The organism is Micromonospora sp. WMMD1274 (assembly GCF_049179035.1).
Classification (GTDB): Bacteria; Actinomycetota; Actinomycetes; order Mycobacteriales; family Micromonosporaceae; genus Micromonospora; species Micromonospora tulbaghiae.
The window spans coordinates 6,079,434-6,104,529 of record NZ_JBMHMG010000001.1 but is presented as its reverse complement, the minus strand read 5'-3'; the positions used below and the strand labels follow the sequence as shown (position 1 = coordinate 6,104,529).

At 73.0% G+C, this 25,096-nt stretch carries 21 protein-coding genes; 4 read left to right on the top strand and 17 right to left on the bottom strand.

The window, feature by feature from the left end; translation table 11 throughout:
• Positions 1–50: 50 nt before the first annotated feature.
• Positions 51–1,106 (bottom strand): hypothetical protein, encoded by a 1,056-nt coding sequence (locus ACN27D_RS28805; protein ID WP_421500505.1) that lies wholly within the window; start codon positions 1,104–1,106, stop codon positions 51–53.
• Positions 1,107–1,157: 51 nt separating this feature from the next.
• Here ACN27D_RS28805 and ACN27D_RS28800 point away from each other — a divergent pair, with 51 nt between their 5' ends.
• A complete protein-coding gene (locus ACN27D_RS28800; RefSeq protein WP_357896074.1) occupies positions 1,158–1,739 on the top strand; it encodes a TetR/AcrR family transcriptional regulator in 582 nt (193 codons plus the stop codon).
• A gap of 9 nt (positions 1,740–1,748) precedes the next feature.
• Here ACN27D_RS28800 and ACN27D_RS28795 read toward each other — a convergent pair whose 3' ends face one another.
• A complete protein-coding gene (locus tag ACN27D_RS28795) occupies positions 1,749–2,363 on the bottom strand; it encodes a DedA family protein (RefSeq protein ID WP_421500504.1) in 615 nt (204 codons plus the stop codon).
• 122 nt (positions 2,364–2,485) lie between these two features.
• Between ACN27D_RS28795 and ACN27D_RS28790 the strand changes: the two genes are divergently transcribed.
• Complete coding sequence (locus tag ACN27D_RS28790; protein ID WP_421500503.1) at positions 2,486–4,825, top strand: lysylphosphatidylglycerol synthase domain-containing protein; 2,340 nt, start codon at positions 2,486–2,488, stop codon at positions 4,823–4,825.
• Between the two features lie 53 nt (positions 4,826–4,878).
• Here the strand turns inward: ACN27D_RS28790 and ACN27D_RS28785 are convergent, their stop codons facing one another.
• Positions 4,879–7,116: a hypothetical protein gene (locus ACN27D_RS28785; RefSeq protein WP_421500502.1), complete on the bottom strand. Its 2,238-nt coding sequence runs from the start codon at positions 7,114–7,116 to the stop codon at positions 4,879–4,881.
• A 61-nt stretch (positions 7,117–7,177) separates the two neighbouring features.
• Entirely contained in the window at positions 7,178–8,122 is a 945-nt protein-coding gene (locus ACN27D_RS28780) for an SDR family NAD(P)-dependent oxidoreductase (protein WP_120570391.1), read from the bottom strand.
• A gap of 104 nt (positions 8,123–8,226) precedes the next feature.
• On the opposite strand from ACN27D_RS28780, the gene ACN27D_RS28775 reads away from it, so the two are divergent.
• Complete coding sequence (locus tag ACN27D_RS28775) at positions 8,227–8,892, top strand: TetR/AcrR family transcriptional regulator (RefSeq protein WP_421500501.1); 666 nt, start codon at positions 8,227–8,229, stop codon at positions 8,890–8,892.
• 44 nt (positions 8,893–8,936) lie between these two features.
• Here the strand turns inward: ACN27D_RS28775 and ACN27D_RS28770 are convergent, their stop codons facing one another.
• From ACN27D_RS28770 to ACN27D_RS28750, 5 genes are all read right to left on the bottom strand, one after another.
• A complete protein-coding gene (locus ACN27D_RS28770) occupies positions 8,937–10,601 on the bottom strand; it encodes an RICIN domain-containing protein (RefSeq protein WP_421500500.1) in 1,665 nt (554 codons plus the stop codon).
• A gap of 55 nt (positions 10,602–10,656) precedes the next feature.
• Positions 10,657–12,150, bottom strand: coding sequence for a family 43 glycosylhydrolase (locus tag ACN27D_RS28765; protein ID WP_421500499.1), 1,494 nt, complete (start codon positions 12,148–12,150; stop codon positions 10,657–10,659).
• Between the two features lie 24 nt (positions 12,151–12,174).
• Positions 12,175–13,626 carry a family 43 glycosylhydrolase gene (locus ACN27D_RS28760; protein ID WP_421500498.1) on the bottom strand — a complete coding sequence of 484 codons (1,452 nt, stop codon included), beginning with the start codon at positions 13,624–13,626 and terminating at the stop codon, positions 12,175–12,177.
• A 129-nt stretch (positions 13,627–13,755) separates the two neighbouring features.
• Positions 13,756–14,196, bottom strand: a complete 441-nt coding sequence (locus ACN27D_RS28755; protein ID WP_358173627.1) for an OsmC family protein — start codon at positions 14,194–14,196, stop codon at positions 13,756–13,758.
• Entirely contained in the window at positions 14,189–15,010 is an 822-nt protein-coding gene (locus ACN27D_RS28750; protein ID WP_421500497.1) for a TIGR02452 family protein, read from the bottom strand. The genes ACN27D_RS28755 and ACN27D_RS28750 overlap by 8 nt, the downstream gene beginning before the upstream one ends.
• A 217-nt stretch (positions 15,011–15,227) precedes the next feature.
• Here ACN27D_RS28750 and ACN27D_RS28745 point away from each other — a divergent pair, with 217 nt between their 5' ends.
• Complete coding sequence (locus tag ACN27D_RS28745) at positions 15,228–16,334, top strand: carboxypeptidase-like regulatory domain-containing protein (protein ID WP_421500496.1); 1,107 nt, start codon at positions 15,228–15,230, stop codon at positions 16,332–16,334.
• Here the strand turns inward: ACN27D_RS28745 and ACN27D_RS28740 are convergent.
• Genes ACN27D_RS28740 through ACN27D_RS28705 form a run of 8 tightly spaced genes read right to left on the bottom strand, consistent with a single transcriptional unit; the run spans position 16,294 to position 25,035 of the window.
• The gene (locus tag ACN27D_RS28740) at positions 16,294–16,983 is read right to left on the bottom strand and encodes a sensor histidine kinase (RefSeq protein WP_421500495.1); all 690 of its coding nucleotides are present in this window, start codon (positions 16,981–16,983) and stop codon (positions 16,294–16,296) included. The two genes, ACN27D_RS28745 and ACN27D_RS28740, sit on opposite strands and share 41 nt — an antisense overlap.
• Entirely contained in the window at positions 16,962–17,573 is a 612-nt protein-coding gene (locus ACN27D_RS28735) for a hypothetical protein (RefSeq protein WP_421500494.1), read from the bottom strand. The genes ACN27D_RS28740 and ACN27D_RS28735 overlap by 22 nt, the downstream gene beginning before the upstream one ends.
• Positions 17,573–18,244, bottom strand: coding sequence for a response regulator transcription factor (locus tag ACN27D_RS28730; RefSeq protein WP_120570405.1), 672 nt, complete (start codon positions 18,242–18,244; stop codon positions 17,573–17,575). The genes ACN27D_RS28735 and ACN27D_RS28730 overlap by 1 nt, the downstream gene beginning before the upstream one ends.
• A 52-nt stretch (positions 18,245–18,296) precedes the next feature.
• Positions 18,297–19,565 carry a cation:proton antiporter gene (locus ACN27D_RS28725; RefSeq protein ID WP_421500493.1) on the bottom strand — a complete coding sequence of 423 codons (1,269 nt, stop codon included), beginning with the start codon at positions 19,563–19,565 and terminating at the stop codon, positions 18,297–18,299.
• Positions 19,562–20,896, bottom strand: a complete 1,335-nt coding sequence (locus tag ACN27D_RS28720) for a cytochrome P450 (protein WP_421500492.1) — start codon at positions 20,894–20,896, stop codon at positions 19,562–19,564. Before ACN27D_RS28720 ends, ACN27D_RS28725 begins: the two co-directional genes overlap by 4 nt.
• Positions 20,893–21,969 carry an alpha-hydroxy acid oxidase gene (locus ACN27D_RS28715; RefSeq protein WP_421500491.1) on the bottom strand — a complete coding sequence of 359 codons (1,077 nt, stop codon included), beginning with the start codon at positions 21,967–21,969 and terminating at the stop codon, positions 20,893–20,895. Before ACN27D_RS28715 ends, ACN27D_RS28720 begins: the two co-directional genes overlap by 4 nt.
• Position 21,970: 1 nt before the next feature.
• Complete coding sequence (locus tag ACN27D_RS28710; protein ID WP_421500490.1) at positions 21,971–23,536, bottom strand: NAD(P)-binding domain-containing protein; 1,566 nt, start codon at positions 23,534–23,536, stop codon at positions 21,971–21,973.
• Positions 23,533–25,035: an aromatic amino acid ammonia-lyase gene (locus tag ACN27D_RS28705; RefSeq protein WP_421500489.1), complete on the bottom strand. Its 1,503-nt coding sequence runs from the start codon at positions 25,033–25,035 to the stop codon at positions 23,533–23,535. The genes ACN27D_RS28710 and ACN27D_RS28705 overlap by 4 nt, the downstream gene beginning before the upstream one ends.
• Positions 25,036–25,096 lie beyond the last annotated feature (61 nt).

The window sequence follows — 25,096 nt, the reverse complement described above, 5'->3', positions numbered from 1 at the left end:
TCTCTCCTGGTGATCGTCGTCGTGGCGGCGCTCGCCGCCGGTGTGCAGTCCTACCTTGCCCGCCCGCCGCGATCGCCACCACCGAATTCGGTCCGGCTCAGCGCACGGGCGCGGCCGTATTCGGCCAGGGCGTGGAAGGCGGCCTTGGGCGTCCACGAGCCGTCCGGCAGCACGCGCACGATCCCCCGTGACGCCAGGTCGTAGTCGTGCCCGGGGTCGCCGGTGGTCGGCAGGTGCCGGTTCGCGAACGTGTACACGAACGCCGCCTCCGCCCCGCCGGCCTCGTAGTCGCGCAGCAGGTCGACGAGGTAGCGTGCCTGGCCGTCCTCGTCGCGCTCCAGTTCCGCGGTGAGCTTCGCCGCACGGCCGTGCTCGTCGTAGGCCACCGGCTCCGTCGCGCCCGCGACGTCGGCCGCGCCGCGGAACGTGCAGCAGCCGAACTCGGTCGCCGCGTACGGCTTGCCCTGTCCCACGGCCGCCGCCAGGGACTGCGGGAACACCGCGGAGTTGGTCGCGTCGCGGTAGCCGGCGTCGCTGGCGACGATGTCGAAGGCCGTCCAGTCGACGTCTTCGAGCGGGATAGAGGCGTACCCGACGGGGCCGCCGAAGCGCTCCCGCACCGCGGGTACCGCTTCCGCGAGGAAGTCCCGCACCGCGGCCCGCGCGGCCGGGACCGCCTCCCGCATCCGCATCGGGTCGGTGAACACCGCCATGCGCTCGGTCAGGTCACGGCCGGGCAGGAAGCCGTCGGTGAACAGGGAGATCTCGGAACCGGTGAGGTAGACGACCGGGGCGCCGTCACGCCGCAGCCGCTCGGCCCGCTCGGCGCCGTCGAGCAGGAACGCCATGAGACCGTCGCGGTCCAGGCCGTTGGTGAACGGGCAGTACCACACCTCGAGCCCCGCCTCGGCCGCCATCCGCGCGGTCAGCTCCAGCCGGTCCTGCACGCCGCCGGTGACGCGGACCGCGTCGCAACGCAGCTCGTCGCGGATGACACGCAGGTCGCTGCGCACGACGTCGGGGTCGAACGGCTCGTGGGTGGTGGATCCGGCGCTGACGAAGCCGGTGTCGTAGTTCATGCCGAAGACGCGCATCGAGAACTCCACTCTCAGGGTACGCGCCGTACCCTATAAGGTACGCCGCGTACCCTGCAAGGCATGAGCAGGAGGCGACGGGGCGAGGAACTGGAACAGGCGATCCTGCGGGCCGCGGCGGAGGAACTGCGCGAGTCCGGATACGCGGGGATGACGATGGACCGGGTCGCCGCCCGCGCCGGGACCAACAAGAACGCCATCTACCGCCGGTGGCCGCACCGGGCGGCGCTGGGCGTCGCGGCGTACCGCCACCTGTCCGACGCGGCCATGCCGGACCCGGACACGGGCACGCTGCGGGGCGACGCGCTCGAGATGCTCCGGCTGGCAAACGAGACGTGGTCGTCCCCGCACGGGGCCGTCCTGCGCGGCCTGCTCGCCGCCGCCGCCGACGACCCGGAACTGCTCACGCTCATGCGCGAACGGTCCGGCGCCGACACCATGGACCGCGCCTGGATCGGGATGCTGGAACGGGCCGCGGCCCGGGGCGAGGCGCCGGCGGCGGCCGTCCGTCACCGGGTGGCGACGGTACCGATGATGCTGCTGCGCGCCGAGTACGCCATGCGCGGCGTCCCCTCCGTCCCCGACGAGGTGCTGGTCGAGATCGTGGACGAGGTGTTCCTGCCCCTGGTGCGCGGTCGCGGCTGACGCCACCGTTCACCGGCGGGCCGCCCTCCGCCGGACCCACCAGACCCGCGACGCCACAGCGGCGGCGATCAAGGTCAGCAGAACCCACTCCCCGATACCCAGTTCCCGCTCCAGATACCGGTAGGAGGCGGCGCCCAGATAGCCCAGCACCGCCACGGCTGTCGCCCACACCAGCCCACCGGCCAGGTTGGCCCGGAGGAACACCGGCCAGCGCATCCCGGCGGTGCCCGCGAGTACTGGGACCACGGCCCGCAGGACCGCCACCCAGCGTCCGATCACCACCGCCCACGCCCCGCGGCGGGCGACCAGGCGCCGGGCCCGCGCGAGGTCGAGGCGCCGGCGCAGCACCCGCGGGGCGCGGGCGAGCACTCCCGGGCCGTACCGGCGGCCCAGGGCGTACCCGGCCTGGTCCCCGAGGCACGCCCCGACGGTCCCGGCGGCGGCCACCGCCCACAGCGGCAGCCCGCCGTCGTGGGCCACCAGCCCTCCGATCAGGATCGCCGCCTCACCCGGTACGACGAGCCCGAGCAGCGTCGAGGACTCCAGAGCCGGCAGGACGATCACCAGGGTCAGGACGAGGACTGGCGGCAGCGCGGCGAGCGCCTCCACCGCCTTGTCCACCACCCGCTGATTGTCGCCCCCGACGGGTTGGCCGGTGGCGAACAGGACCATCCGGCGGGTCGGCGATCCGTAGGGTTCGGGTCGACAGCAGGCATCTGCGCCGATTGAGGGGCGGCCGAGGACCGGTGGTAGCGCGCACGCATCGCCCGTCGCCCGCCCTGCTGGTCAGCCTGGCCGCCTCGACCGGTCTGCTGGCAGCGCTGAGCGCGGCCGTGCGGAGCCCCCGGGTGCCGCCCTGGGAACGGGACCTGTTCTCCCTTCTCAACCACCTTCCCGCCGGGCTGACTCCGGTCCTGGTTCTGGTCATGCAGCTCGGCTCCTACCCGGCGGTGTTCGTCGCCGCCACCGCAGCCGCCCTCGCCCGCCGGATCGGCACGGCGTGGAGCCTGCTGCTGGCCGGGAACCTGGCGTACTGGCTCGCGGTCGCCGCCAAGGCCGTGGTCGCCCGGCAGCGGCCGTCGGCGTTGCTCACCGACGTGGTCCTGCGCGAGACGATCACCGGGCGGTACGGATACCCCTCCGGACACGTCGCGGTCGCCACCGCCCTGGCGCTCGTCGCGGCGCGGGCCGGGGGCACCCGGTGGCGCCGGGCGGCCTGGGCGGCGATCGCCCTGGTGGCCGTGGCCCGGATCCACGTCGGAGCGCACCTGCCGGTCGACGTGGTCGGCGGGTTTCTCGTCGGCTGGCTCGCGGTCTGCGTGACACGGCTCGTGGTCGGCGAGGTCGGGCCGCAGCGGTCGGCGCCCGCCCTGCGGGCGGCGCTGCGGCGGCGCGGGATCGACGCGGCCGGGCTGACGCCGATCCACGGCGACGCCCGCGGGTCGCAGCCGTGGCGGGCGGTCACCACCGGTGGGCGGCAGTTGTTCGTCAAGGTGACCGGCGGCGAGCAACGCGACGCGGACTGGGCCTACAAGCTCTACCGCAGGGCGCGGTACCGGCACGTGGCCGACGCGCCCCCGTATCTGAGCGCCCGCCAGCAGAGCGAACACGAAACCTGTATGACCCTGCTGGCCGAGCGCGCCGGCGTGCGGATCCCGGCGGTCGTCACGACCGCCGCCATGTCCGGCGGCGACGCCGTGCTGGTGCAGGAGTTCGTCGACGCCGCCCCGCTGCACGCCGTCGTCGGACCGGTTCCGCTCGCCGCCGTGCGCGACGCGTGGGACCAGGTGGCTCGCCTGCACCGGGCCGGCATCGCACACCGCGACCTGCGTGCCGCGAACGTGCTCGTCGGCCGGGACCACGCCTACCTGGTGGACCTGGGCTTCGCCACCGACGACGCGCCGGCCGACCAGCAGGCCCGCGACGTCGTCGAGCTGATGGTCGCCCTCTCCGCGCGGGTGGCGCCCGCCGCTGTGGTCGCCGCCGCGGTCGACCGTCTGGGCGCCGCGGCGGTCGCGGACAGCGTGCCGTTCCTGCAGCCCGCGGTGCTGTCCCGCGCCGGCCGCAGCGCCCTGCGCGGCCGTCCCGGCGTGCTCGACAGCCTCCGCCAGGAGATCGTGCGCCGCTGCCCCGGCCGCGACCGCCCGGCGGCGAAGGTGGTCCGGATCAACCGCCGCACCGTCCTGGAGCTGCTGATCCTGGGGCTGATCGTGCACCTGCTGCTCCCGCAGCTCGGCGAGATACGCACCGCGGCGCGTCTCATCCTGCACGCCGACCCGCTCGCGGTCGCCGCGACGCTGCTCGGCTCCGCCCTGACCTACCTGCTCAGCGGCCTCGTGCTCCGGCTCGCCGCGGCCAAGCGGATCCCGCTGGGCGAGGCCACCCTGGTGCAGGTGGCCGCGTCGTTCGCCAACCGGCTGGCTCCCGGCAGCCTCGGCGGCGCCGCGCTCAGCCTGCGTTACCTGCACCAGAAGCAACTCGCCACCGCCGAAGCGGCCACTGCCGTCGGCGTCTCCCGCGCCGCCGGTGCGGTGTCGGTCGTGCTGCTCCTGCCGGTGCTGCTGCCGTTCGCCCGCCGGCCCGCCCGCGTCCTCGCCCACGACGCGACCAGAGCGATACCGCTGCTGTTGGGCGCCCTGGCTGTGCTGCTCGTCCTGGCGGCCGTCCTCGCCGCGCCACGGCTGCGCCGGCGCGGACGCGACGCGGCCGGCCAGGTCGTCACCGCCCTGCGCGCCCTGACCCGTCAGCACGGCCTGCGGTGGCTCGTCGTCGCGTCCACGGCGCTCACCCTCACCTACGGCCTCTGTCTCTACCTCGCGCTCCTCGCCACCGGCCCGCTCCCCCTCGCGCACCTGCCCCCGGTGATCCTGGTCTGCCTCGTCGGCGAGGGTGTCTCGTCCGCCGCACCCACCCCCGGCGGGCTCGGCGCCACCGAGGCCGCGCTCGTCTCCGGGCTGCTGCTCTACGGAGTGCCACTGGACGCCGCCGTCGCGGGCACCCTGATCTACCGCCTCGCGACGTTCTGGCTCCCGGTACCGCCGGGGTATCTGGCCTTCCGGCTCCTGACCCGCCGACGGCTGCTGTGAGCGGCGGCGGCCGCCGGTCGTCGCGGTGGCCGGCGGCGGTACGCGGGGCGGCCTCAGCCGGGGGTGCCGACCCGGATGTCGTCGACGAGTTCCCGCACGGCCTCCCGGTACTCCGGCTCGGTGTGGTAGTGCCAGTGGCGTTCGACCGGCGGCGGCACGGTGTCCGGCGTCTCCACGACGACGCTGCGCGGATCCCGCAGCCGGACGTCGACCGCCCCGGCGGCCGGGGGCAGGTGGGCCCGCAGACCCGGGTCGGCGAAGATCGGGCCGCCGATCGGATCGGTGTCGCGCCACAGGTTGCGCCAGCGCCAGCCGATCCGGTCGCCGAGGTCGCGCAGCGCCTGCTCACCGAGATACACCGGGTAGAGGCGGGCGTAGATGCGGTGCAGCGGGCTGCCGTGGGTCAGCAACGCGACGTGGGGCAGGGCCTCCGCCGGCAGCTGCAGGACTGTGGCGGCGGCCAGGACGGAGCCGTGGCTGTGTCCCGAGATCACCACCGGGCCCTGTGCGGCGAGCGCGGTGACCCGCCGGGCCAGCTCCGGTACGGCGCGGGCGGCGTAGCACGGCGGCGCGAACGGGTGCACCGTACGCGGCCAGAACGTGCCCAGGTCCCACAGGACGCCGACGAGCCGGCGGGTCTCCGGCGACCGGTACGCCCGGTAGCCCAGGATCAGCAGCCCGATGACGAGCAGACTGATGACCCAGATGCCGACGTCTGTCACGTACGCGGTCAGCACGGCGAGCATGTCGTGCCGGCGGCCGAGGCGGGCGACGAGCTGGGTGGGGCCGATCCCGATCAGGTCGAGCGCGACGGTGGCGAGCCCGACCGACGAGATCACGAAGAACGCCACGAATGTCGGTCCGAGCTCGTCGGTCACGAAGGACCGGGCGATCGTCGAGCGGACCGCGTCGAGGCGTGGCGTCGCCTCGGCGGGCGCGTCGGGATAGTCGTGCTCGACCACGCGTCGCGCGTACGCCCGCCGCCGGCGCCGGGCCACCGGCAGGGTGACGGCGATCGCCGCGCTGACGACGAGCAGAGCGGCGAGCCCGGCCAGCGCCGCCCACCAGTACGCGACGGGTGGTTCCAGCGGTCCCAGGGCGGGTGGGTTGTTCCGGATCGGGTCGGGGATGCGACCCCGGTCGAGCTGGTCCGCCGTCCGGAACACGAGCGTGGCCGTGTAGGCGGAGGCGACGGTGACCGACATGGCCGCGACCAGCGGTGTGCCGAGCCCACGGAGCAGGGCGCGGGAGCCGGCCGGCCGGGCGCGCCGGCGCACGAGCGTCACCGCGGCGATCAGGACCAGCATCAGCCCCTGCGCCGCGACCAGACCGGCGACGGCACCCTCGTAGCCCGGCATCTGCCCGGCCGGCACGGGAACCTCCCGCCGGGACACGGCGTACCCCAGGCTCGACACGGTGGCCACCACGACCAGGCTCCAGACCACGCGGCGCAACGGCCCGGCCCACCCAGCGGGGACGGCCACGGTCAGCAGCACGGCGCAGAGGACCACGAGCCCGGCGGCGAGGCCGAGCAGCCCGACGGCGACGGCGCTCCACCGGCCGTGCGACACCGCGACGACGAGGCTGACGCCGACGGTGCCGGCACCGAGACCGACGTGGATCTGACGCAGCCACGAGGTCATCTGCTCGTCGTGCCAGACCCCGGGGGCGGCGAGACTCCCGGTCGACTCCAGGAACCGCCCGCGCGGCGGGGCCGATCCGAAGCCCTCGAAAGCGGCGGCCGACCGCTTCCCGACGGCCCAGAACACCCGCAGCGCCAGCAGCGGAACCAGTGCCAGCACGGCCAGGCGCGGGCCGATCGGCAGCGCCACCAGCCACGACAGATACGGTCTCCCCTCCCGGCACTCGGCGTACGGGACGCACTGCCAGCCGGTCAGGTTCATGGTGACCCCGACCAGTGCCAGCGTGAACGCCACGGTCAGCGATCCGGCCAGCAGGCGGCACAGCCCGCCGAGCAGGCCGCAGCGGTCCACCGGCGTGGAACGCATCCACACCGCCAGGTTGCTCAGCATGAACGGCAGCAGCACCAGCATCGACGCCGTCCGCACCGCCACCCCGGCGGTCAGGGTCCCCCAGCGGTACGCCTCCACCACCACTCCGGCGGTCGCGCCGCCGGCCGAGCCGAGCCCTTCCCGGACCCGGTAGAACCCGGCGTGCCCGTCGCCGGCCACGCGTACCACTATCGGATGGTCGACGATCGTCTCCGCCGACGCGCCGGACACCCCGTGGATGCGCAGCTCGACGCCTCTGTCGCCGCCGGGTATCTCCACGATCGAAGCGTCACAAAGACGTCCCGTCCCGCGCTGCCGAATGCGGAACAGAGAGCCGGGGCTACTTCACGCCGGAGGGTCCCGCCGAAACCGGGCGCTGCCCGGGCCGGACGGGGAACCGCACGCCGGTGAGGTCCTCGGACACGGCCCACAGCCGCTGCTGGACGGCCACCTCGTACGACTGCGGGCTGGAGGTGACGAGCCGGGGGTGACCCTTCACCTCGTACCGTCCGCCGGGGCCGTAGTACTGGCCGCCGAGCACGGCGGGGTCGGTGGCGGCCCGCAGCGTGGGCAACGCGCCCATCGGGGGCGTCTGGGTGATCAGCGGCGCGAGCCAGGTGAGCGGAAGCCGCAGGGCCGCGGGGGTGTTGCGGGCGAGTTCGGTGCTGGACATGCCCGGATGCGCGGCCACCGCGACGGTGGTGCCGTACGGGGCGAGCCGGCGCTGCAACTCGTACGTGAACATCAGGTTGGCCAGCTTGGACTGACCGTAGGCGGCGGCTCGGCCGTACGAGCGCTCGAAGTGCAGGTCGTCGAAGTGGATCGCGGCGCGGATGCGGTGGCCGGTGCTGCTGACCGTCACCACGCGTGAGCCGGGTGCCGGCAGCATCAGGTCCAGCAGCAGCCCGGTGAGTGCGAAGTGGCCGAGGTGGTTGGTGCCGAACTGGAGTTCGAAGCCGTCGCGGGTGGTCCGCTTCGGGGTGTACATCACGCCCGCGTTGTTGATCAGCAGGTCGATCCGGTCGAACCGGGACCGCAGCGCCGCCGCGGCGGTACGGACGGAGTCGAGCGAGGTCAGATCCAGCGCCTGCACCGTCACGTCGCCGGGCATGCCGGACGCGGCCCGCGCGCCCTTCTCCACGTCGCGTACGGCGAGCACGACCGAGGCCCCGCGCTCGGCGAGCGCCTTCGCGGTCTCGTACCCCAGTCCGGTGTTGGCCCCGGTCACCACCGCCACCCGCCCGCGCTGGTTCGGGATGTTCGCCGTCGTCCACGTCTCGCCCATGCCACGCCTCCAACTAAAGTACCGGAAGTATCTTGTATCGGCGACGCTAAGATACTTCCGGTACGTTGTCAACGTACCGGAGGTACTTAAGTTAGGCTGGCGGCGTGACATTCCAGCGGGCGCGGACCGAGGAGCAGCGAGAGGTTCGCCGGCAGGCGATCCTCGACGCGGCGTCGGCGATGCTCGACGAGATGCCGGTGGCCGCTGTCACCCTGAACGAGCTCAGCCGCCGGGTCGGCCTGGCGAAGCCGAACGTGCTGCGCTACTTCGAGTCCCGCGAGGCGGTGCTGCTGGAGCTGCTGGACCGCTACCTGCGGGAGTGGCTGACCGAGCTGGCCGACGAGCTGGCCGACGGCGTCGACGCGAACCTGCCGATGACCGAGCGGGCGACCGCCGTGGCCGGGATCCTCAGCCGCTCGCTCGCCCGGCGGTCGGTGATGTGCGACCTGTTCGGCGCGCAGGGCAGCGTCCTGGAGCACAACGTCTCCGTCGAGGTCGTGGCGCGCTACAAGCGCGCCTCCCTGGACCGCCTCGCGACCATGACCGGCCTGGTGCGCAAGCACCTGCCGGAGCTGGGCGAGAACGCGACGCTGTTCAGCCTCCAGACCATGGTGCTGGCCGGCGCGCTGTCGGCGTACAGCACACCGCCGCCGAGCCTGGCGGCGGCCTACCGGGCCGAGCCCGAACTGGCCCGCCTGCACCTGGAGATGGCGGGCTCGCTGACGATGGCCCTGACCGCGACCCTGCTGGGCGTGCTGCCCCGGGCCTGACCGGCTGCCCCGCGCGCCACCGGCGCTGCGGGGCAGCCGGATCGTCAGCACCAGGTCAGCGTCGAGTTGACCCGTGTGACGTTGCTGATCGTGTTGTTCGCCCCGCCGCACGGGCTCTGGGTGATGTTCGTGTTGGTGACCGTCAGGTTCTGGAAGCGGATACCGGAGGAGATCGGGAACTCGGTCCGCGAGGCGATCCGCACCTCGCCGCCGCCGGTCACCGTGCCGGACACCCCGGCGATCGTGACGTTGTAGCAGTTCTCCACGAGGATCGAGTTGTTGCCGGTGTTCGAGATGGTCACCCGGTCGACGACCGCGCCGCCGGACTCCGAGACGCAGAAGATCCCTCGCCCGCCACCGGACGCGATCACGGTGCCGACCCGGATGTTCGTCGGGTACGAGCTGCCGATCCGGCCGTTGCGGTTGGCCATCCGGAACGCCGCGTACCCGGTTCCGGTGCCGGCGCCCTGCGCGTCGACGGTGCCCACTGTGGCGTTGATCGTGTCGTTGAGCAGCAGACCGGAGTAGCCGGTGTTGCGCGCGGTGACGGTGCCGATGGTCAGGCCGTCCACGCCGTACGTCTCCACGCCGTGCGCGCCCGTGCCGGACACGTACACGGTGTCGATGCGCACGTTGCGCACCTTGACCGCCCGGTCACCGCCGTGGTTGTCGATCCGCACCCCCAGGCCGCCGGACAGCCGCATGTCGATCTGCCCGAGCGTCAGGTTGTTCACGTTGCGCATGAAGATCCCGTACAGCGGCGCCCCGGTGAGGGTCAGGTTCTGCACCTCGACGTCGGTGGTCCCGCGCGAGTAGACGGGCGCGTAGTCGCCCGATCCCGAGCCGGTCACGTTGATCGTGCCGCAGACCGCGAGCGTCGTGTACGACGGCAGCGACAACCGCGACCCGGCGCTCATCGAGCCGGAGCCGCGCACCACCACCCGCTGCTTGGCGGTCCGTCCTGCCGAGAGCGAGTTCACCGCGGCCTGCATCGCGGCGAGCATGTCCCCGCCCGAGTACACCGTCGACGACCCGTTGCGGACCGTCCAGGTGCCGCCGTTGAGCACCGCCTCGGCCTGGTAGGAGCCGCTGCCGCACCCGGTGGACGGCGGCGGGGTGGTCGGTGTGCCGCCGGTGCCCACCCGGACCATCTGCCACTGCTGGTTGGTGCCGTTGAGGTCGGCGTACTGGCTGACCCGGGCACCGTCGGCGGTCGACCGTTCCCAGACCTCCAGGGCCTTCCCGGCGTGCCGGTTGATCAGCCGGATGTAGCCGCTGTCCGAGTCGCGCACCTGGAACTGCTGGTTGGCGGCGTCGAGGTCGGGCCACTGCCGGTACTCCGCGCCGTCGGCGACGTTCCACTCCCACAGGTCGACCACCTTGCCGCTGTGGCGGGCCTTCAGGCGGTAGTAGCCGCTGCCGGAGGAGACGAACTGGAACTGCTGCCACTCGCCGTCGTTGCGGGACCACTGCTGGATCGCCGCGCCGTCGCTGGTCGAGGTGTCCCGGACGTCGAGAACCTTGCCGCTGTTGCGGTTGACGAGCACGTACCAGGCGCCGGTGTCGATGGTGGCCGCCTGCGCCGAGGGCGCGGCCACCACGGCGGCGCCGGCCACGGCGGCCAGCGCCGCCACCAGGGCCAGTGCCAGGCCGGCGCGGCGCCGGACCCGTGGGGCGCCGGGCGGTGCCGTCACTGCGGGGTTGAGCATCGTTCGACCTCCGGGAAAGGGGTACGCCGAGTCCGGCGCAGCGGTTGTCGGGCGCCTACTCCAGGTGGAAGGTGGCGGCGCCCCGGTCCGCGCCGGTGCCCACCGTTTCGAGCTGGAGCAGTCCGTCCCGATGGCGGACGTACCGGCCGGGGTAGTTCTGCGACTCCAGTGAGAGACCCTCGGCGGCGGCCAGCCCCGGCCGGCGCTGGAAGCTCGCGTCGCCGTCGAACAGGGCCGAGCCGTCGTCGCGTTCGACGTAGAGGGCGAAGGCCCGGTGACGCAGGTAGAAGCCGGGGAAGTTCGTCGACTCCAGCGAGACCGATCCGGCGCCGGCGAGACCGGGGACGATGCGGAACTGCGAGTCGGCGAGGTTCGTGACGTTCGGCTCGACCCGGGCCCGGTAGTCGTAGTGCCGGATGTAGCTCCCGGTGAGATCGTGCGAGCGCAACCGGACCGGGGTGGCCCCGTCGGGCACGGGGATGCCGAGGTTCGGCGTGCCGTCGGTGTTCCAGTACAGCTTCTGGATCCTGGTCCGCCGGTTCGGGTCGTCGAGCGGGTCGCCGCTGATGTCCCGGTAGTTGCGGTCGTGGTAGACCAGGATGTCGCTCTGCCCGTCCTCGGAGACGGTGAAGGAGTTGTGGCCGGGGCCGTACTGGCCGGTGGCGGCGTTGCTGGCGAACACCGGAGTGGGGCTCTTGCTCCAGGAGGCGGGGTCGAGCAGGTTCGCGCCGGCCGACGCGGTGAGCATGCCGAGGCAGTAGTTCGCGTCGGTGGCGCTGGCCGAGTACGTGAGGAAGACCCGGCCGTTGCGCTGGATCACCGCCGGTCCCTCGGCCACCCGGTAGCCGCGGGTCTCCCAGTCGTACGCCGGCACGACCAGCCGGGCCACCGGGCCGGTGATCTGCCACGGTTCGGCGCCCATCCGGGCGAGGTAGACGTTGGAGTTGGTGGAGATGCCCGGCTCCTGCTGGGCCCAGGTCAGATACCGCACCCCGTTCACCACGAACGTCGAGGCGTCCAGGCTGAACGTGTCCCACGGCGTGGTGATCCGGCCGCGTTCGGTCCACGAGCCGGTCAGCGGGTTGGCGCTCGCGTTGTCCAGCACGTACATCCGGATCCGCCACACGTCGTCGGTCCGCCCGGCGGCGAAGTAGACGTACCACCTGCCGTTGATGAAGTGGATCTCCGGAGCCCAGATGTGGGCGCCCATCTCGCCGCTGGTGTGCCGCCGCCAGATCGTCGTCTCGGTGGCGGTGGCCAGCCCCTGCAGGGTGGTGGCGCGCCGGAGCACGATCCGGTCGTACTGCGGCACCGTCGCGGTCATGTAGTAGTAGCCGTCGGTGTGCCGGACGATGTGCGGGTCGGCCCGCTGGTTCACCAGCGGGTTGGTGTAGTTCGCCGCCGGCGCCGCCCGCGCGGGGCCGGGCACGGCGAGGCCGGCCGAGGTGGTGAGCAGCGCGAGCGCCGCGGCCAGGATCGGCCGCAGACAGCGGCGGGCCGGTTCGCCGGTACGGCGGCGGGCCGGGTGGAGGAAGTGCCGAGGCGACATGTGCGCCCTCCCAGGTGGCCGGGTTCAGTACACGTAGGGCCAGGCAGCGGCGTCGTAGCCGATGCGGTTGACGCCGAGCAGCGACGCACCGTCGTCGGCGTAGTAGTGGTAGAAGAGGACGTCGCCGTCGGTGTCCGCGAGGACGGCCTGGTGGCCGGGGCCGTGGACGTTGCCGTGCGAGGCCAGGATCTGCGTGCCGCCCCCGGCGAGCATGTCCCGGCCCACGCGGTCCACGAACGGCCCGGTGGGGCTCGCCGAACGACCGACCATGATCCGGTACGTGCTGGCGGCGCCCTGGCAGCAGCGGTCGAACGAGACGTACAGGTAGTACCAGGAGCCGCGCTTGACCAGGACCGGCGCCTCGATGCCGGGGCCGTAGGCGGCCACGCTGTGCATGGTGCTGCCGAGCCGGCGCCCGGTGGCCGGGTCGATCGGGATCATCTTGATGCCGGACCAGAACGAGCCGAAGCTGAGCCACCAGCGGCCCTGGTCGTCGACGGTGAGGTTCGGGTCGATGGCGTTGAAGTCGTCGGTGGTCCGCGACTCGACCACCAGTCCCTCGTGGACCCAGCTCCCGGAGTCGCCGGTGGTGCTGGTGGCCAGGAAGATCGCCGAGCGGTTGGAACCGAACGTCGACGCCGAGTAGTACAGGTGGTAACGCCCGTTGCGGTACGACAGGTCCGGTGCCCACAGGTTGCGCGCGCCGCCGGTGTACGTGCTGGTCCACGGCGCGCCACCAGGGAAGACGGCGCCCGCGTTGCGGAAGGTGACCCGGTCGGCGGAGGTCTTCAGCGCGACGTTGTCACCGGTGTGCGCGACGAGGTAGGTGCCGTCGGGCCGCTTGACCACGGTCGGGTCGTGGACGCCGACGTCGCCGGACACCCGGCCGGGCTGCGGGTAGGCCGGTGTCGGGGTGGTGGGCGCCGGGGTGGGCGTGCCGCCGCCCAGCCGGATCAGCTGCCACTGCTGGTTGGCGCCGTCGAGATCGGCGTAGCCGGCCAGCCGGCCGCCGTCGGCGGTCGACCACTGCCACACGTCGACGACCTTGTTCCACTGCCGGTTGACGAACCGCACGAACCCGCCCGCGGAGTCCTGCAACCGGAACTGCTGGGTGGCCGACGAGCGGTCGGTGCTCTGCACGAGCTGGGTGCCGTCGCCGCCGGCCGGCAACTCCAGCACCTTCCCGCTGTGCCGGGACCGCACCTTGTAGAACCCGCCGCCGGCGTCCACGAACTGCCACTGCTGCACCGCGAGGTCGTTGCGCGTCCACTGGTTCACCGGCGCGTTCTCCGCCGTCGACCAGTCGTACAGGTCCATCGCCTTGCCGCTGTGCCGGTTCACGACCACGTACGACGCGGACGTGTCGACCGTCGCCGCCGACGCCGGGGGCGTCCCGGCCACCACCCCCGCGGCGAGGACCAGCGCCGCCGACACCACGACCGCCGCCGTCCGCGTCCTCCGAGCGGTCCCTGTCACCGAGAACCTCCTGCGCCTGGTCGTCACCGGCCGGCCGTGGCGGCTCGCCTCACCCGTGACGCTCGTGGCAACGGCATTACCTTCAAGTTACGGCAATGTTCTCGTTAACATAGACGGGTGTCAAGGTATTCACTCCGGGGCGGCCGTCGCGTCCACGATGGAGACGGGCGTGCCCAGCTCCACCGTCCGGGACACGGTGCAGAGCCGGTCGTGCGACTGCCGCAGGGAACGTGGCAGCACCTCGCGGGCCCGGTCGCCGTCCGCACCGCCCGGGAACGTCACCGCGAACGTGACGGTGAGGTTCTCCATCCGGTTGCCGGTCTCCGGGTCGCGGATCTTGTCGCCGCTCACCGTGACGGCGAACCGGGTCGGTTCGGCGCGCCGGCTGGTCACGTGGTCGACGTCCACAGCGGTGCAGCCGCCGAGGGCCGCCAGCAGCAGTTCCACCGGCGTGAAGGTCGCGTCCTCCCCCGTACCCATCGCAAGCTCGCCGCCACGGGCGTTGCGCGCGACGTATCTGCCCACGCTGGTGCGCTCGATCTCCACCGACCGGAAGGTGTCGTCACTCATGCGACGAACCTACCGAAAAGCGTTCCGCGAACGTGCGGTACACCGGAGTGCCCGGCAGCCCGTCGCGAACGGCGAACACCACGAGGTCGAACCGGTCGACCACCCGGAGCGCGTCGGCGAACGCGCCCGCCACAGTGGCCGGGTCGTTCCGGAACATCCCGCACCCCCACGCGCCCAGCACCACGGTCCGGTGCCCGTGCGCGGCCGCGACCTCCAGCACCCGCCGGGCGCGCCGTGCCAGCACCGCCGGCACATCGGCGGCGCGGTCCGGCTGGTTGCGCAGGATCGCGCCCAGGTTCGGCGCCGCCGCGGTCAGGAAGGAGGTGGTGTACGGCCGGTCGAGCAGGTTGCCCTTGTCGTCGCGGAACACCGGCACGCCGGGGGAGTAAACGACCCGGTCGCTGTACCGCAGGTCCCGCTGCGCCCGGTGGAAGGCGTAGAAGTCCGGCGCCGCGAGCAGGCACGGGTAGAGCGCCGACGAGCGGGCGATGCTCTCCTCCTGCGCCTGCGCCCCGCCCAGGAACCCGCCACCCGGGTTCTTCGCCGACGCGAACACCAGGCACGCCGCGCCGGACCCGAGCCGGTGGGCGGCCTGCAACGTCGACTCGTACGTCACCTCCACGGCGCCGGCACCCGGCTGCGCGCCATCGAGGTGGAGGACTTCGTCGGGCAGGTGCTCGCGGGTGCCGGCGACCGCGGCGCGTACCGCCGCCCCGATCTCGACGTCGTCACCGGCGTCGTGCGATAGCGTCCGGCTTCGGCGATCGCGACCGTCTGCCGGGCGATCTCGCGGAGACGGCCGCTCATCGGGCATACCCGTCGATGTCGTGCATGATCGGCAATCTAGGCAGTCCGCACCGTGGCAGCAACCGATTAGCCACCGGCGGCGGCCTCGCGAGCGTCGACGTCGATCGACGCCGGGCAGCCGTCGCTGCTCTCGGGGGCGGGTCGCGCAACCCGTCCGCCACAGGGCATAGTGGCCCGCGGCTCCATCGACCGATGTTGCCCGCTCTCGGCGAAGGTGGTGGGAAGTGACGACGCGCTCACGTGTGCGACGGGTCCGGGCGGCCGTACTGGCCGTGCTGGCCGGGGGGACGCTCGCGGTGGCGGCGGCACCGGCGACGGCCGCGCCGGAGACGGTGAGCATCCTGAGCGTGTCGGCGGAGAACGTGAAACCCCGCGAGACGGTACGCGTGCAGTTCCGCGTCACCAACAACGGACGCCGGGCCGAGAAGGCCGTGGTGGTGGTCGGCGGCGGCCTGCGGTGCACCGCCGGATGCCGGGCGGAGCCGAACCTCGGGCCCGGCGAGAGCCGGACCTTCGACGCGACACTCGTCGCCCCGGATGCCCGGCCGGGCGAGACCACCGGCCTCAACATCTCGATCGGCGTGCGGCTCGCCGGGCAGAACAGCTACGCCTACAAGATGGTCTACGTCCACGGGGCGGGTGCCTCGCCCACCGGCGGGGCCTCACCGGCGGCCGGGGTGAGCGGGGTCTCCGGCCGGGTCCGCGACGCCGACGGGAAGGCGATCGGCGGCGCCGATCTGACCATCCGGGACAGCGCCGGTCACGAGTACCGGACGACCAGTAACCGCAGCGGCCAGTTCTCGATCACCTCCAAGGCCGGCCGGACGATCGCGGAGGGGTCCATCACGGTCCGCGCGTCCATGGACGGCTACCGCACCGCCCGCGCGACCGTGCGGGGCCGGGCCGGTGACGTCGCCACCGTACGGCTGACCCTTGCCGCGGTGGCCACGCCGGCCACGGCGTCACCGTCGCCCGCCGAGGAGGCGAGCCCTCCCGCCGCGGCAGCCGGCGACGACCTTCCCGCGGCCGCGCCGCCCACGCTCAGGGCCACCGGCGAGGAGAGCGGCAGTACGTCGATGTTCCTCCTGGGCGGCCTGCTGGTCGCCGCGGGCCTGGGCGCGCTCGCACTGGTGCTGGTCCGGCGCAGGAGCGCACCGGGCGCGGCGGCGGAGGTGACTCCCCCGGCGACCCGGCTGCCGGCCGGCGGGAACCTGGCCGACGCGCCGACCGCGATCCTGCACCTCGGGCCTCCCGGCGGCGGGCCGGGGGACGCGTTCCACGATCCGGCGCTCACGTACCGGCGCCGAGCTGCCACATCCGAAGGTTCCTGATCCGCGAGGCCCGGCCCGTGGTGCCCGGCGATCGCGTCCGGGGAAGGCGCACCGTGAAGCGGGCTCCCCGGCCCGTCCGGCCCTCCGCCTCGATCGTGCCGTGGTGACTCGTCACGACCTCCTGGAGCAGGGCCAGTCCCAGGCCGAAGCGGCGCTCTCCGGCGCCCGCGCCCCGGTGGAACCGGTCGAAGATCCGCCGGGCGTCCGCCTGGTCGAAACCCCTTCCGGTGTCGGCGATCACGATCTCGGCGACGTTGTCGACGGCCCGAAGCGTCACGTCGATCCGGCCGCCCGCGGGCGTGTGGGCCAGTGCGTTCGCGAGCAGTTCGCCGACGACCCGGCGCAGTGCCGACTCGACGCCCGGCACCGGCAGCGGTGCGGCGGGGGTGTCCAGGGTGAGGGTGACCTGGCGCTCGGCGGCACGTTCGGCCTCGGCGGCGAGCGTCGCGCCGATCAGCGAGGTGAGGTCGACCGGCGGGTCCGGTTTCCGGTCGGCGGGAGCGGCGGCGAGACGGGCCGAGAGCAGCAGGTCGTCGACGATCTCGCCGAGCCGGCGGGTGGTGCCGATCAGCCGTTCCAGGTCCTCCAGGTTCGTGGCGGCGCCGTCGTGGCGCGCCCGCCGCGCGATCAGCTGGGCCCGGGTGTGCACCTGGCGATCGGGGTTCGCAGTTCGTGGCTGGCGTCCGCGACGAACCGGCGCTGCCGGGTCAGGGCCTCCGCGAGTGGTGCGACGGCTCGACGGCCGACGACCATGCCGGTCAGCACGGCGGCGAGCAGCCCGACCACCGCCGCGAGGCTGAACGCGAGCAAAAGGTGCCGGCGGTCGGACAGCTGGAAACGGGCGTCGAACACCGCCTGGACCACACCGTCGCCGCGGGCCTCGGTGCGGACGTGGTAGGTCGTGCCGTCACGCGTGACAGTGGTGATCTCGGTGGCCCCGGTGGCCGCCACCGTGGCCAGCGCGTCGTGCAACGGGAAGCCCGGTGGTGGCGGGTTCGCGCCGGTGTGCACCGTGGCGCCCTCGTACTCGAAGATCCAGCTGCAGGCGGGCGGGCCGGCGATGGTGCCGTGTGCGGTGCCCCATGCCAGCTCACGCTGGATCTGCGCGTTCTGGCCGCGGACCAGGACCGCGTAGGAGATGCCGCCCGCCAGCAGCAGCAGGGCGCCGATGGTGAGGCCCACGAACAGGCCGATCCGGAGCCGGGTCCGCCGCACGATCGTCTGCTCGGCCGCCTCCATCAGAGCGTGCCGAGGCGGTAGCCGAGGCCGTGCACGGTGCGTACCGCCGCGCGGCCGAGTTTGCGCCGCAGGTAGTAGACGTAGGTGTCGACTATCGACGCCGCCGCGGCCTCCTCGAAGACCTTGCGGCGCAGCACCGCGCGGGGATGCACCGTGTTCGGCCGGGCCGCCAGCACACGCAGCAGCTCGAACTCACGGGTGGACAGGGCCACCCGGGTGCCGTCGGGCAGCACCGCTTCGCGTGGCCCCAGATCGAGCACCCCGGCACCGATGCGCAGCACATCGGTCGGCTCGGGCGTACGCCGGCACAGCGCCCGCACCCGCGCGCTCAGTTCGTCGAGGTCGAAGGGCTTGACCAGGTAGTCGTCGGCGCCCGCGTCCAGCCCGGCGATCCGGTCGTCGACGGTGCCGAGCGCGGTGAGCATCAGGGTCCGGGACGGGACCGCCCGGGCGCGCAGCCGGGCGACCAGGTCCAGGCCGTCGAGCGCCGGCAGCATCCGGTCGATGACCATCACGTCGTACGAGCGGGTCAGCCCGAGATGCAGCCCGCGCTGGCCGTCGAAGGCCCGGTCGACCAGGTAGCCTTCGTGACCCAGCGTCTCGGTGAGCATCTCGGTCAGATCCGCGTCGTCCTCGACCAGCAGCAGCCGGTTCGATCTTCCGCCCCGCATGTGTTAACGATCCCATAGATGTTGGTCGATGCAATCATCAGTATTTGCATCTTCAACTATCTGAAACCGCCAGCGCGGGCGCGCGGACGTCGTCGGGCCGTTGCGCCTCCCGCCGCTCGATCCAGCTCAGCGCCGGCGTCGTCATCAGCGTGGTGACCAGCGCGACCAGCACCAGCACGGTGAACAGGGACGGGTTCACGATGCCCGCCTCCAACCCGACGTTCAGCGCGATGAGCTGCATCAGGCCGCGGGCGTTCATCAGCGCGCCGACCCGCAACGCCACACCGGACGGCTCACCTCGGAGCCTCGCCGCCGCCCAGCAGGCACCGAACTTGCCGGCGATCGCCACCGCCACGCAGGCCAGCGCGAACAGCAGCACCGGCAGCGAACCGAGCAGCCCGAACTCCGTCCGCAGCCCCGAGTAGGTGAAGAACAACGGCAGGAAGAGCGTCGCGGCGACCGGGGTGAGCGTGTCCACGACCCGGTCGGTGTTGTCGGTGCGGGGCATCACCACGCCGACCGCGAACGCGCCGAAGACCGCGTACAGCCCGATCTCGTCGGTGTACCAGGCGACCAGGAACAGCAGGGCGACGGTGCCGAGCAGCCGGGCGCGGTCGCCCAGGGCGCGGTGGGTCATCAGCACGGAGGTGACCGCGCGCCCGCCGAGCCAGAGCAGCAGTCCGAACAGGACCGCTCCACCGGCGGTGACGATCGCCGGGCCGGCCTCGCCGGAGGCGAACGCCAGGACGGCGGCCAGCATGATCCAGGCGGCCATGTCGTCGATCGCGCCGCTGGCCAGGGAGAGCGTGCCGTGCCGGGTGCCGGCGTGCCCGTGTTCGGTGATGATCCGGGCCAGCATCGGGAACGCGGTGATGGCCAGCGCGACGCCGACGAACGCGGCCGAGACCCCGAGTGACGTCCCGTCGGCCCGGATCGGCACAGCGCCCGCCGTCACCAGCACCAGCAGCACCCCCAGCACGAGCGGCGCGGTGACCCCGGCCAGGGAGATCACGCCGGCGGTGCCGGCCAGCCCGGTGACCCGGTGGGCGCTGAACGCGTACCCGGCCTGGAACATGAACAGCACCAGGCCGACCTGACCCACCACGTAGAGGACCGGCAGCAGCGGGGCCGGGAACAGGGCGTTCTGCACGTCCGGCAGGAGGAGCCCCAGCAGCGACGGGCCGAGCAGCACGCCGGCGAGCATCTCGCTGACCACGGCGGGCTGGCCCGCCTTGCCGAGCAGCCAGGCGACCCCCTTGCAGAAGATCAGGATCACCGTGACCGCGATGAAGAACCGCGGCGCCAGCTCCGTTGGTGTCATCGGACCGCCCTCTCGAAGTAGTCGGTGCACAACCGCTGCCGGCGGGCGTCGAGCACCATCCAGGTGCCGAACACCAGTTGCCGGACGCTGCGGCCCACGTCCGCCCACCGGTCCCGCGACCGCATCGCGGCCAGCCGCAGCCGCCCCGGACCGGTGCACCCGGCCGGAGTCAGATACGCCGGACCGCGGCTGGGCAGCGAGCGGGTGTGCGCGGCCGAGGAGGTCAGGACGTACCGGCGCAGCACCTCGCGGGTCGCGGCGCGCAGCATCACCGGCGCGACGCCACGGGCCGGGCAGGCCCGGTTCGCGGTGACCCCGTACGGGATGAAGTGCGCGTCGCCGCGCCTGAGCGTCAGCCACCGGTCCGGGTCGAACCGGTCGTCCCCGGCGGCTCCGCCGCGGTGGAACGCCAGATAGTTGAAGAGCAGTACCGTCCCGGCGGGCAGGGACACGCCGGTGGGCAGCGTGATCGGCGCCGACGTGATCCGGTGTGCCACGCCGAAGAGCGGATGCACCCGCAGCGTCTCGTCGATCACCCTGTCCAGCGCCTCGTCGTCGTCGAGTCCTCGCTGGAGATCGGGATGTGTGGCGAGGGCGAGCAGCACGTGCGCCATCGCCTCGGACATCTGCACCACGGCGGTGTTGAAGAAGGCGCCCTGGAGATACCAGGCCGTCTCCTGCACGGTGAACGGCGGCGGCAGCGTCACCGGGCAGGTACCCGCCTCGATCCGGTCGCGCAGATAGGCGGTCAGCCGGTCGCGCCGCCGCATGTGCCGCAGGCCGGTGCACTTGAGCCCGTTGACCACGTCGTCGGCGTTGGCGACGATCAGCGCCCGCGCGTCAGGGGGGCACGCCTCACCGAAGACGAGTTCGTAGTAGACCTCGGCCCAGACCGGCATCATCAGGTCGCGCAGCCGTACGTGGCTGGTCCGGCCGGCCGGCAGCCGGTCGAGCACCCGGCGGGTGGCGGCGGTCGCGAGGTCGTCACAGCCCTGGCGGCGTACCGCGAGCACCCGCCGGGTCGTGGCGGCCACGGTCCGGTAGCGCTCCCCCGGCTCCAGATGTTCCTGGTGCATGTGCGGTCCGGGCGCCAGCCAGTACCAGAACAGGTCCGACAACCCGGCTCCCCGGCTGCGCCCGTCCGCCGCCGGATCGGCGTACACCCGCTCGAAGTGCTCCATGCCGACGGTGGGGCCCGGCACCGGTACGCCCTCGACGCCGTTGACCTTGACGAACACCCACTCCCGCAGCCGGACCACGGTCCGGGGCAGCCAGTACGGGACGGTCCACGCGATCCCCGCCAGGACCGGCAGGGCGATCAGGACGTTCATCCGCATGCCACCGTGGCGACCAGGTCACCGCGCAGGTCGGCCGGACCGGTGACGCCGGCCAGCGCCAGCGCCCGGTCGAGGTCGGCGTGCAGCAGGTCGAGCACGTGGCGTACCCCGGCGGCGCCGCCCACCGCGAGCCCCCACAGCACCGGGCGGCCGACCAGCACCGCGCTCGCGCCGAGCGCCAGCGCCACCAGGACGTCGGCTCCCCGGCGGACGCCGCCGTCGAGCAGCACCGGCAGCCGCCCGCCGACCGCCTCGACGACGGCCGGCAACGCGTCCAGGGTGGCGAGCGCCCCGTCGAGCTGCCGGCCGCCGTGGTTGGAGACCAGCAGACCGTCGAGACCGTACGAGACGGCCAGCGCCGCGTCCGCGGGATGCAGCACCCCCTTCAGCAGGATCGGCAGCGTGGTGACCTCGCGCAGCCAGGCGATCCGGGCCCAGTCCAGCCCGGCGTCCATCCCGATGTCGCGCACCCGGCCGCTCGCGTCGCGCATGTTCTCGCAGACCAGCCCGGGCGGCAGGTCGGCGAAGCCGTGCCGCAGATCGCGCTCCCGCCGGCCGAACACGGGTGAGTCGACTGTGACGACCAGGGCCGAGCAGCCGGCCGCCTCCGCCCGCCGCACCACCGACGCGGTGAAGTCGAGATCCGCCTGCGGATAGAGCTGGAACCACAGCGGCCCCCCGGCGGCGGCGATCTGCTCGACCGGCCGGGTGGCCGCCATGCTGACCACCATGATCGTGCCCGCCTCGGCGGCGGCGCGCGCGGTGGCCACCTCGCCCTCGGGGTGGGCCAGCCGGTGGAACGCGGTCGGCGCGATCAGCACCGGCATCGAGATCCGCGTGCCGAGCAGCGAGGTCCCCAGGTCGCGCCGGCCCGCGCCGCGCAGGACGCGGGGAACCAGGTAGCGCCGGGCGAACGCCGCCTCGTTGGCGCGGACCGTGCGCTCCTCGCCGGCCCCACCGGTGAAGAAGTCCCAGTGCACCGGGTCCAGGCGGCCCCGCGCGTCGGCGGCCAGCTCGGCCAGGTTCAGCGCCGGGCCGTCCAGCGCGGTGCCGTCCAGCGGACGCATCTCAGCCCTCGACGCCGCTCAGGCAGCGGTCGACGAACGCGACCAGCGGCGCGACGTGGGTCTCCGGCCGATCCCACCGGTTCTCCAGGTTCTCCGCGAGGTGGTGCGTGGCGACGACCCGGCCCGCCCGGTGGTGGCGGACGACCGGATGCAGGTAGGCGGCGTCGTGGGCCTGGCCGGGGACGTCCTGGGCGACCCGGCTGACTGTGACGTCGAACGGATCCACCCGGTCGTGCTCGGGCCCGTACTCGAGCGTGACGACGAAGGCGTCCGTGTAGTCGTGGTCAGCGGTACGCAGGCCGGTGCCGGTGAAGTACTCGACCGGCACCTCGTCGTGGTAGCGCGCGTCGGATCCGGCCACCGTGACCACGTCGCCGAGGAAGCCGAACTGCTGCCACAGGGCGGAGGTGCGGTTGACCCGCGCGACGACGGCGTCGGCGATCAGCTCTGCGGTGGCGTCCAGCTTCTCCGCCGGCCACGGCGTGTCGCCGTACCGTCGCTCCAGGATCCGGTGCAGCGCCCGGACGGCGTACCGGAAGCCGTGGATGAAGCCGCTCGTCGAACGCTTGAAGTCCCGTTCCTGGCTGATCGTGCCGGCGAAGTACAGGCCGGGGACGTTCACCGACTCCCACTCCGGGGTCTGCGCCGGAAAGCGGTCCCGGATCGCCAGCGCCGGACGGCAGGTGTCGTCGAAGACGGACGCGTCGAAGGCGAACCCGGTGCAGGCGAGCACTCGGTCGTACCGCAGTTCCTTGACCACCTCGTTCGCCCGGGAGAACGAGAACGTCACCTTGTAACCGGCACCGTCGCGCTCGATCCGCCTGACGTCGCCGTCGAGGATCGCGTTCGCCGACTTCAGCTGGTAGGTGTCCAGGAAGTTGTTGTTCACCGCGCGCAGGTGCCCCACGTAGTGGGTGCGCCAGGCCATCCGCACCGAACTCGGGCCGGCGACGTGGATCAGCGTGGTGGTCTCCATCAGGTTGTCCGCAGTCTCGAACGCGGAGTTCCCCTTGCCGATGATCAGCACCTTCTGGTCGAGGTAGTCGCGCGGGTCGACGGACATCTCCGCGTACTGTTCGGCGAGTTCCAGCCCGGGGATCTCCGGCCGGTACGGCTGGGAGACGCCGGTGGCGACGACCAGCCGGCGCGCGCGGAAGACCTCCTCCCCCGCCCGGACCTCGAACACCCCGTCGACCTTGCCGATCGACGTCACCCGGCAGCCGTACCGGACCCGTGCCCCCGTCTTCGCGGCGAAGTCCGCCAGGTAGCGGAGCATCACGTCGGCGTCGGGGAAGTACCGTTCCGTGTAGCCGGTGAACCGCAGTGCCGGGTCGTCGCTGAGCAGTGAGTTCCAGTCCAGCCGCAGGTTCAGCTCCGGGTCGTCCGAGCCGGTGTGCGGCTTGTTGATGGAGATCAGTTGCCGGTGGCGGGGAAAGGTGGCGAAGAACGCCCCCGGGCTGTCCGCCTGTTCCAGGACCAGGTAGTCGCGCTTGCCGTCGGCCTCCAGCAGAGCCGCGAGTTGCAGGCCCGCCGGCCCGGCCCCGACGATCAGGTAGTCAAGCGTCATGTGCGCCCACTCTCAGGAGAAAGAACGGAGAAATCCGCGATCACGTCGGCCGCGCGCCGCACGTCACCGTCCAGCGGCCGGTCCGGGTCGACCGGCGGTACGACGGCGGCCACCGCCGCGAGCGCCCCGGCGCAGCCGGACGCGGTCGGCTCACGCGCCCCGACGTACGCGGCCTGGCGCAGCCCCAGCGCGAGCGACCCGACGACGAGGTGCAGCAGCCGGGCCTGGTCCAGTGCCCGCAGCGCGGCCTGGGTGCCGAGCGGGACGACGTCCTGGTTGTGCAGGTTGGTCGGCACGCTCTGCATGCTCGCGGGCATGGTGTCCCGGCGGATCTCGGTGACCAGCGCGGTCGACGCCAGCTGCACCCCCTGGAGCCCGTGCTGCCGGCCCGGCCCGGCGGCCAGCATCGGCGGCAGGCCGCCGTTGCGGTTCGGGTCGACGAGCAGGTCCAGTTGCCGTTCGGCGAGGTTGCCGACCTGCGCCGTGACCATCGACAGCACGTCGGCGGCGAACGCGGCCGGCTGCCCGAAGAAGTTGCCGCCATGCACCACGAGGTCGTCGTCGGGAAAGAACAGCGGGTTGTCGGTGACGCTCGCGAGGTCGGCCGCGACGACGGCGTCGACGTAGCGCAGGGCGTCCTCGGCGGCGCCGAGCAGTTGCGGCGTGCACCGGATGCTGTACGGCTCCTGCAACGGACGTCGGCCGGACGCGACGAGTCCGTCGCTGACCCGGCGCATCCGCGCGCCCACGTCGACCGTGCCCGGATGGCCGTACGCGCGCAGCAGCCGGGCGTCGAGGAACTGCGTGTCGCTGCCGAGCAGATCGGCGAGCAGGCAGGTGAGCACCTGGACCGCCCGGTGCGCGGCGCGGACCGTGTCCAGCGCCAGCGCCGTCGCCGCCGTGGTCAGGGATGTGCCGTTGACCAGGGCGAGGGCGTCCCGGCCGTCCAGCGGCAGGGGTTCCAGCCCGGCCCGCTTCAGCGCCTCGGCCGCGGGCATCCGCACCCCGTCCAGGTAGGCGTGGCCGCGGCCCCGCAACGCCTGGGCGGCCGCGCCGAGCGGGATCAGGTCACCGCTGGCGCCGACCGAGCCCAGCCGGGGCATCGCGGGGACGAACGTGGTCGCGAGCATCGCCGCGAGGGCGTCGATCACGTGCGGGGACACGCCCGACGCGCCGCGGGCCAGCGACGCGGCCCGCAGCAGCAGCGTCGCGCGGACCACCTCCGGATCGAGGTCCGGGCCCTGACCGGCGCCGAGGTGGGCGAGCGTGTTGTCGGCCTGGTCACGCAGGTCGGCGCGGCCCGCGTACCCGACGAGGGCGCCGAAGCCGGTGGTGGCGCCGTACACCGCGCGGTCGTCGCCGAGCACGGTGGACAGGAACGTACGGGCGGCCGTGACCCGGTCGCGGGCCTGCGGTCCGACCACGACTTTGATCGGGTCACGGGCGGCGCGGAGATCGGCGATCCGCAGCGGGACATCGAAGTCCACCTCTGTCGTCATGCGATCGCACCCTAGAGACGAATTCTCAGAACGCTCTGAGATCGGGTCGCTACGTTGCGGC

Excerpts from the sequence above, each read along its gene's own strand:
- ACN27D_RS28800 (WP_357896074.1), top strand. The coding sequence starts at position 1,158 with ATGAGCAGGAGGCGACGGGGCGAGGAACTGGAACAGGCGATCCTGCGG.
- ACN27D_RS28780 (WP_120570391.1), bottom strand. The coding sequence starts at position 8,122 with ATGGGCGAGACGTGGACGACGGCGAACATCCCGAACCAGCGCGGGCGG.
- ACN27D_RS28770 (WP_421500500.1), bottom strand. The coding sequence starts at position 10,601 with ATGCTCAACCCCGCAGTGACGGCACCGCCCGGCGCCCCACGGGTCCGG.
- ACN27D_RS28765 (WP_421500499.1), bottom strand. The coding sequence starts at position 12,150 with ATGTCGCCTCGGCACTTCCTCCACCCGGCCCGCCGCCGTACCGGCGAA.
- ACN27D_RS28755 (WP_358173627.1), bottom strand. The coding sequence starts at position 14,196 with ATGAGTGACGACACCTTCCGGTCGGTGGAGATCGAGCGCACCAGCGTG.
- ACN27D_RS28750 (WP_421500497.1), bottom strand. The coding sequence starts at position 15,010 with ATGCCCGATGAGCGGCCGTCTCCGCGAGATCGCCCGGCAGACGGTCGC.
- ACN27D_RS28735 (WP_421500494.1), bottom strand. The coding sequence starts at position 17,573 with ATGGAGGCGGCCGAGCAGACGATCGTGCGGCGGACCCGGCTCCGGATC.
- ACN27D_RS28730 (WP_120570405.1), bottom strand. The coding sequence starts at position 18,244 with ATGCGGGGCGGAAGATCGAACCGGCTGCTGCTGGTCGAGGACGACGCG.
- ACN27D_RS28725 (WP_421500493.1), bottom strand. The coding sequence starts at position 19,565 with ATGACACCAACGGAGCTGGCGCCGCGGTTCTTCATCGCGGTCACGGTG.
- ACN27D_RS28720 (WP_421500492.1), bottom strand. The coding sequence starts at position 20,896 with ATGAACGTCCTGATCGCCCTGCCGGTCCTGGCGGGGATCGCGTGGACC.
- ACN27D_RS28715 (WP_421500491.1), bottom strand. The coding sequence starts at position 21,969 with ATGCGTCCGCTGGACGGCACCGCGCTGGACGGCCCGGCGCTGAACCTG.
- ACN27D_RS28710 (WP_421500490.1), bottom strand. The coding sequence starts at position 23,536 with ATGACGCTTGACTACCTGATCGTCGGGGCCGGGCCGGCGGGCCTGCAA.
- ACN27D_RS28705 (WP_421500489.1), bottom strand. The coding sequence starts at position 25,035 with ATGACGACAGAGGTGGACTTCGATGTCCCGCTGCGGATCGCCGATCTC.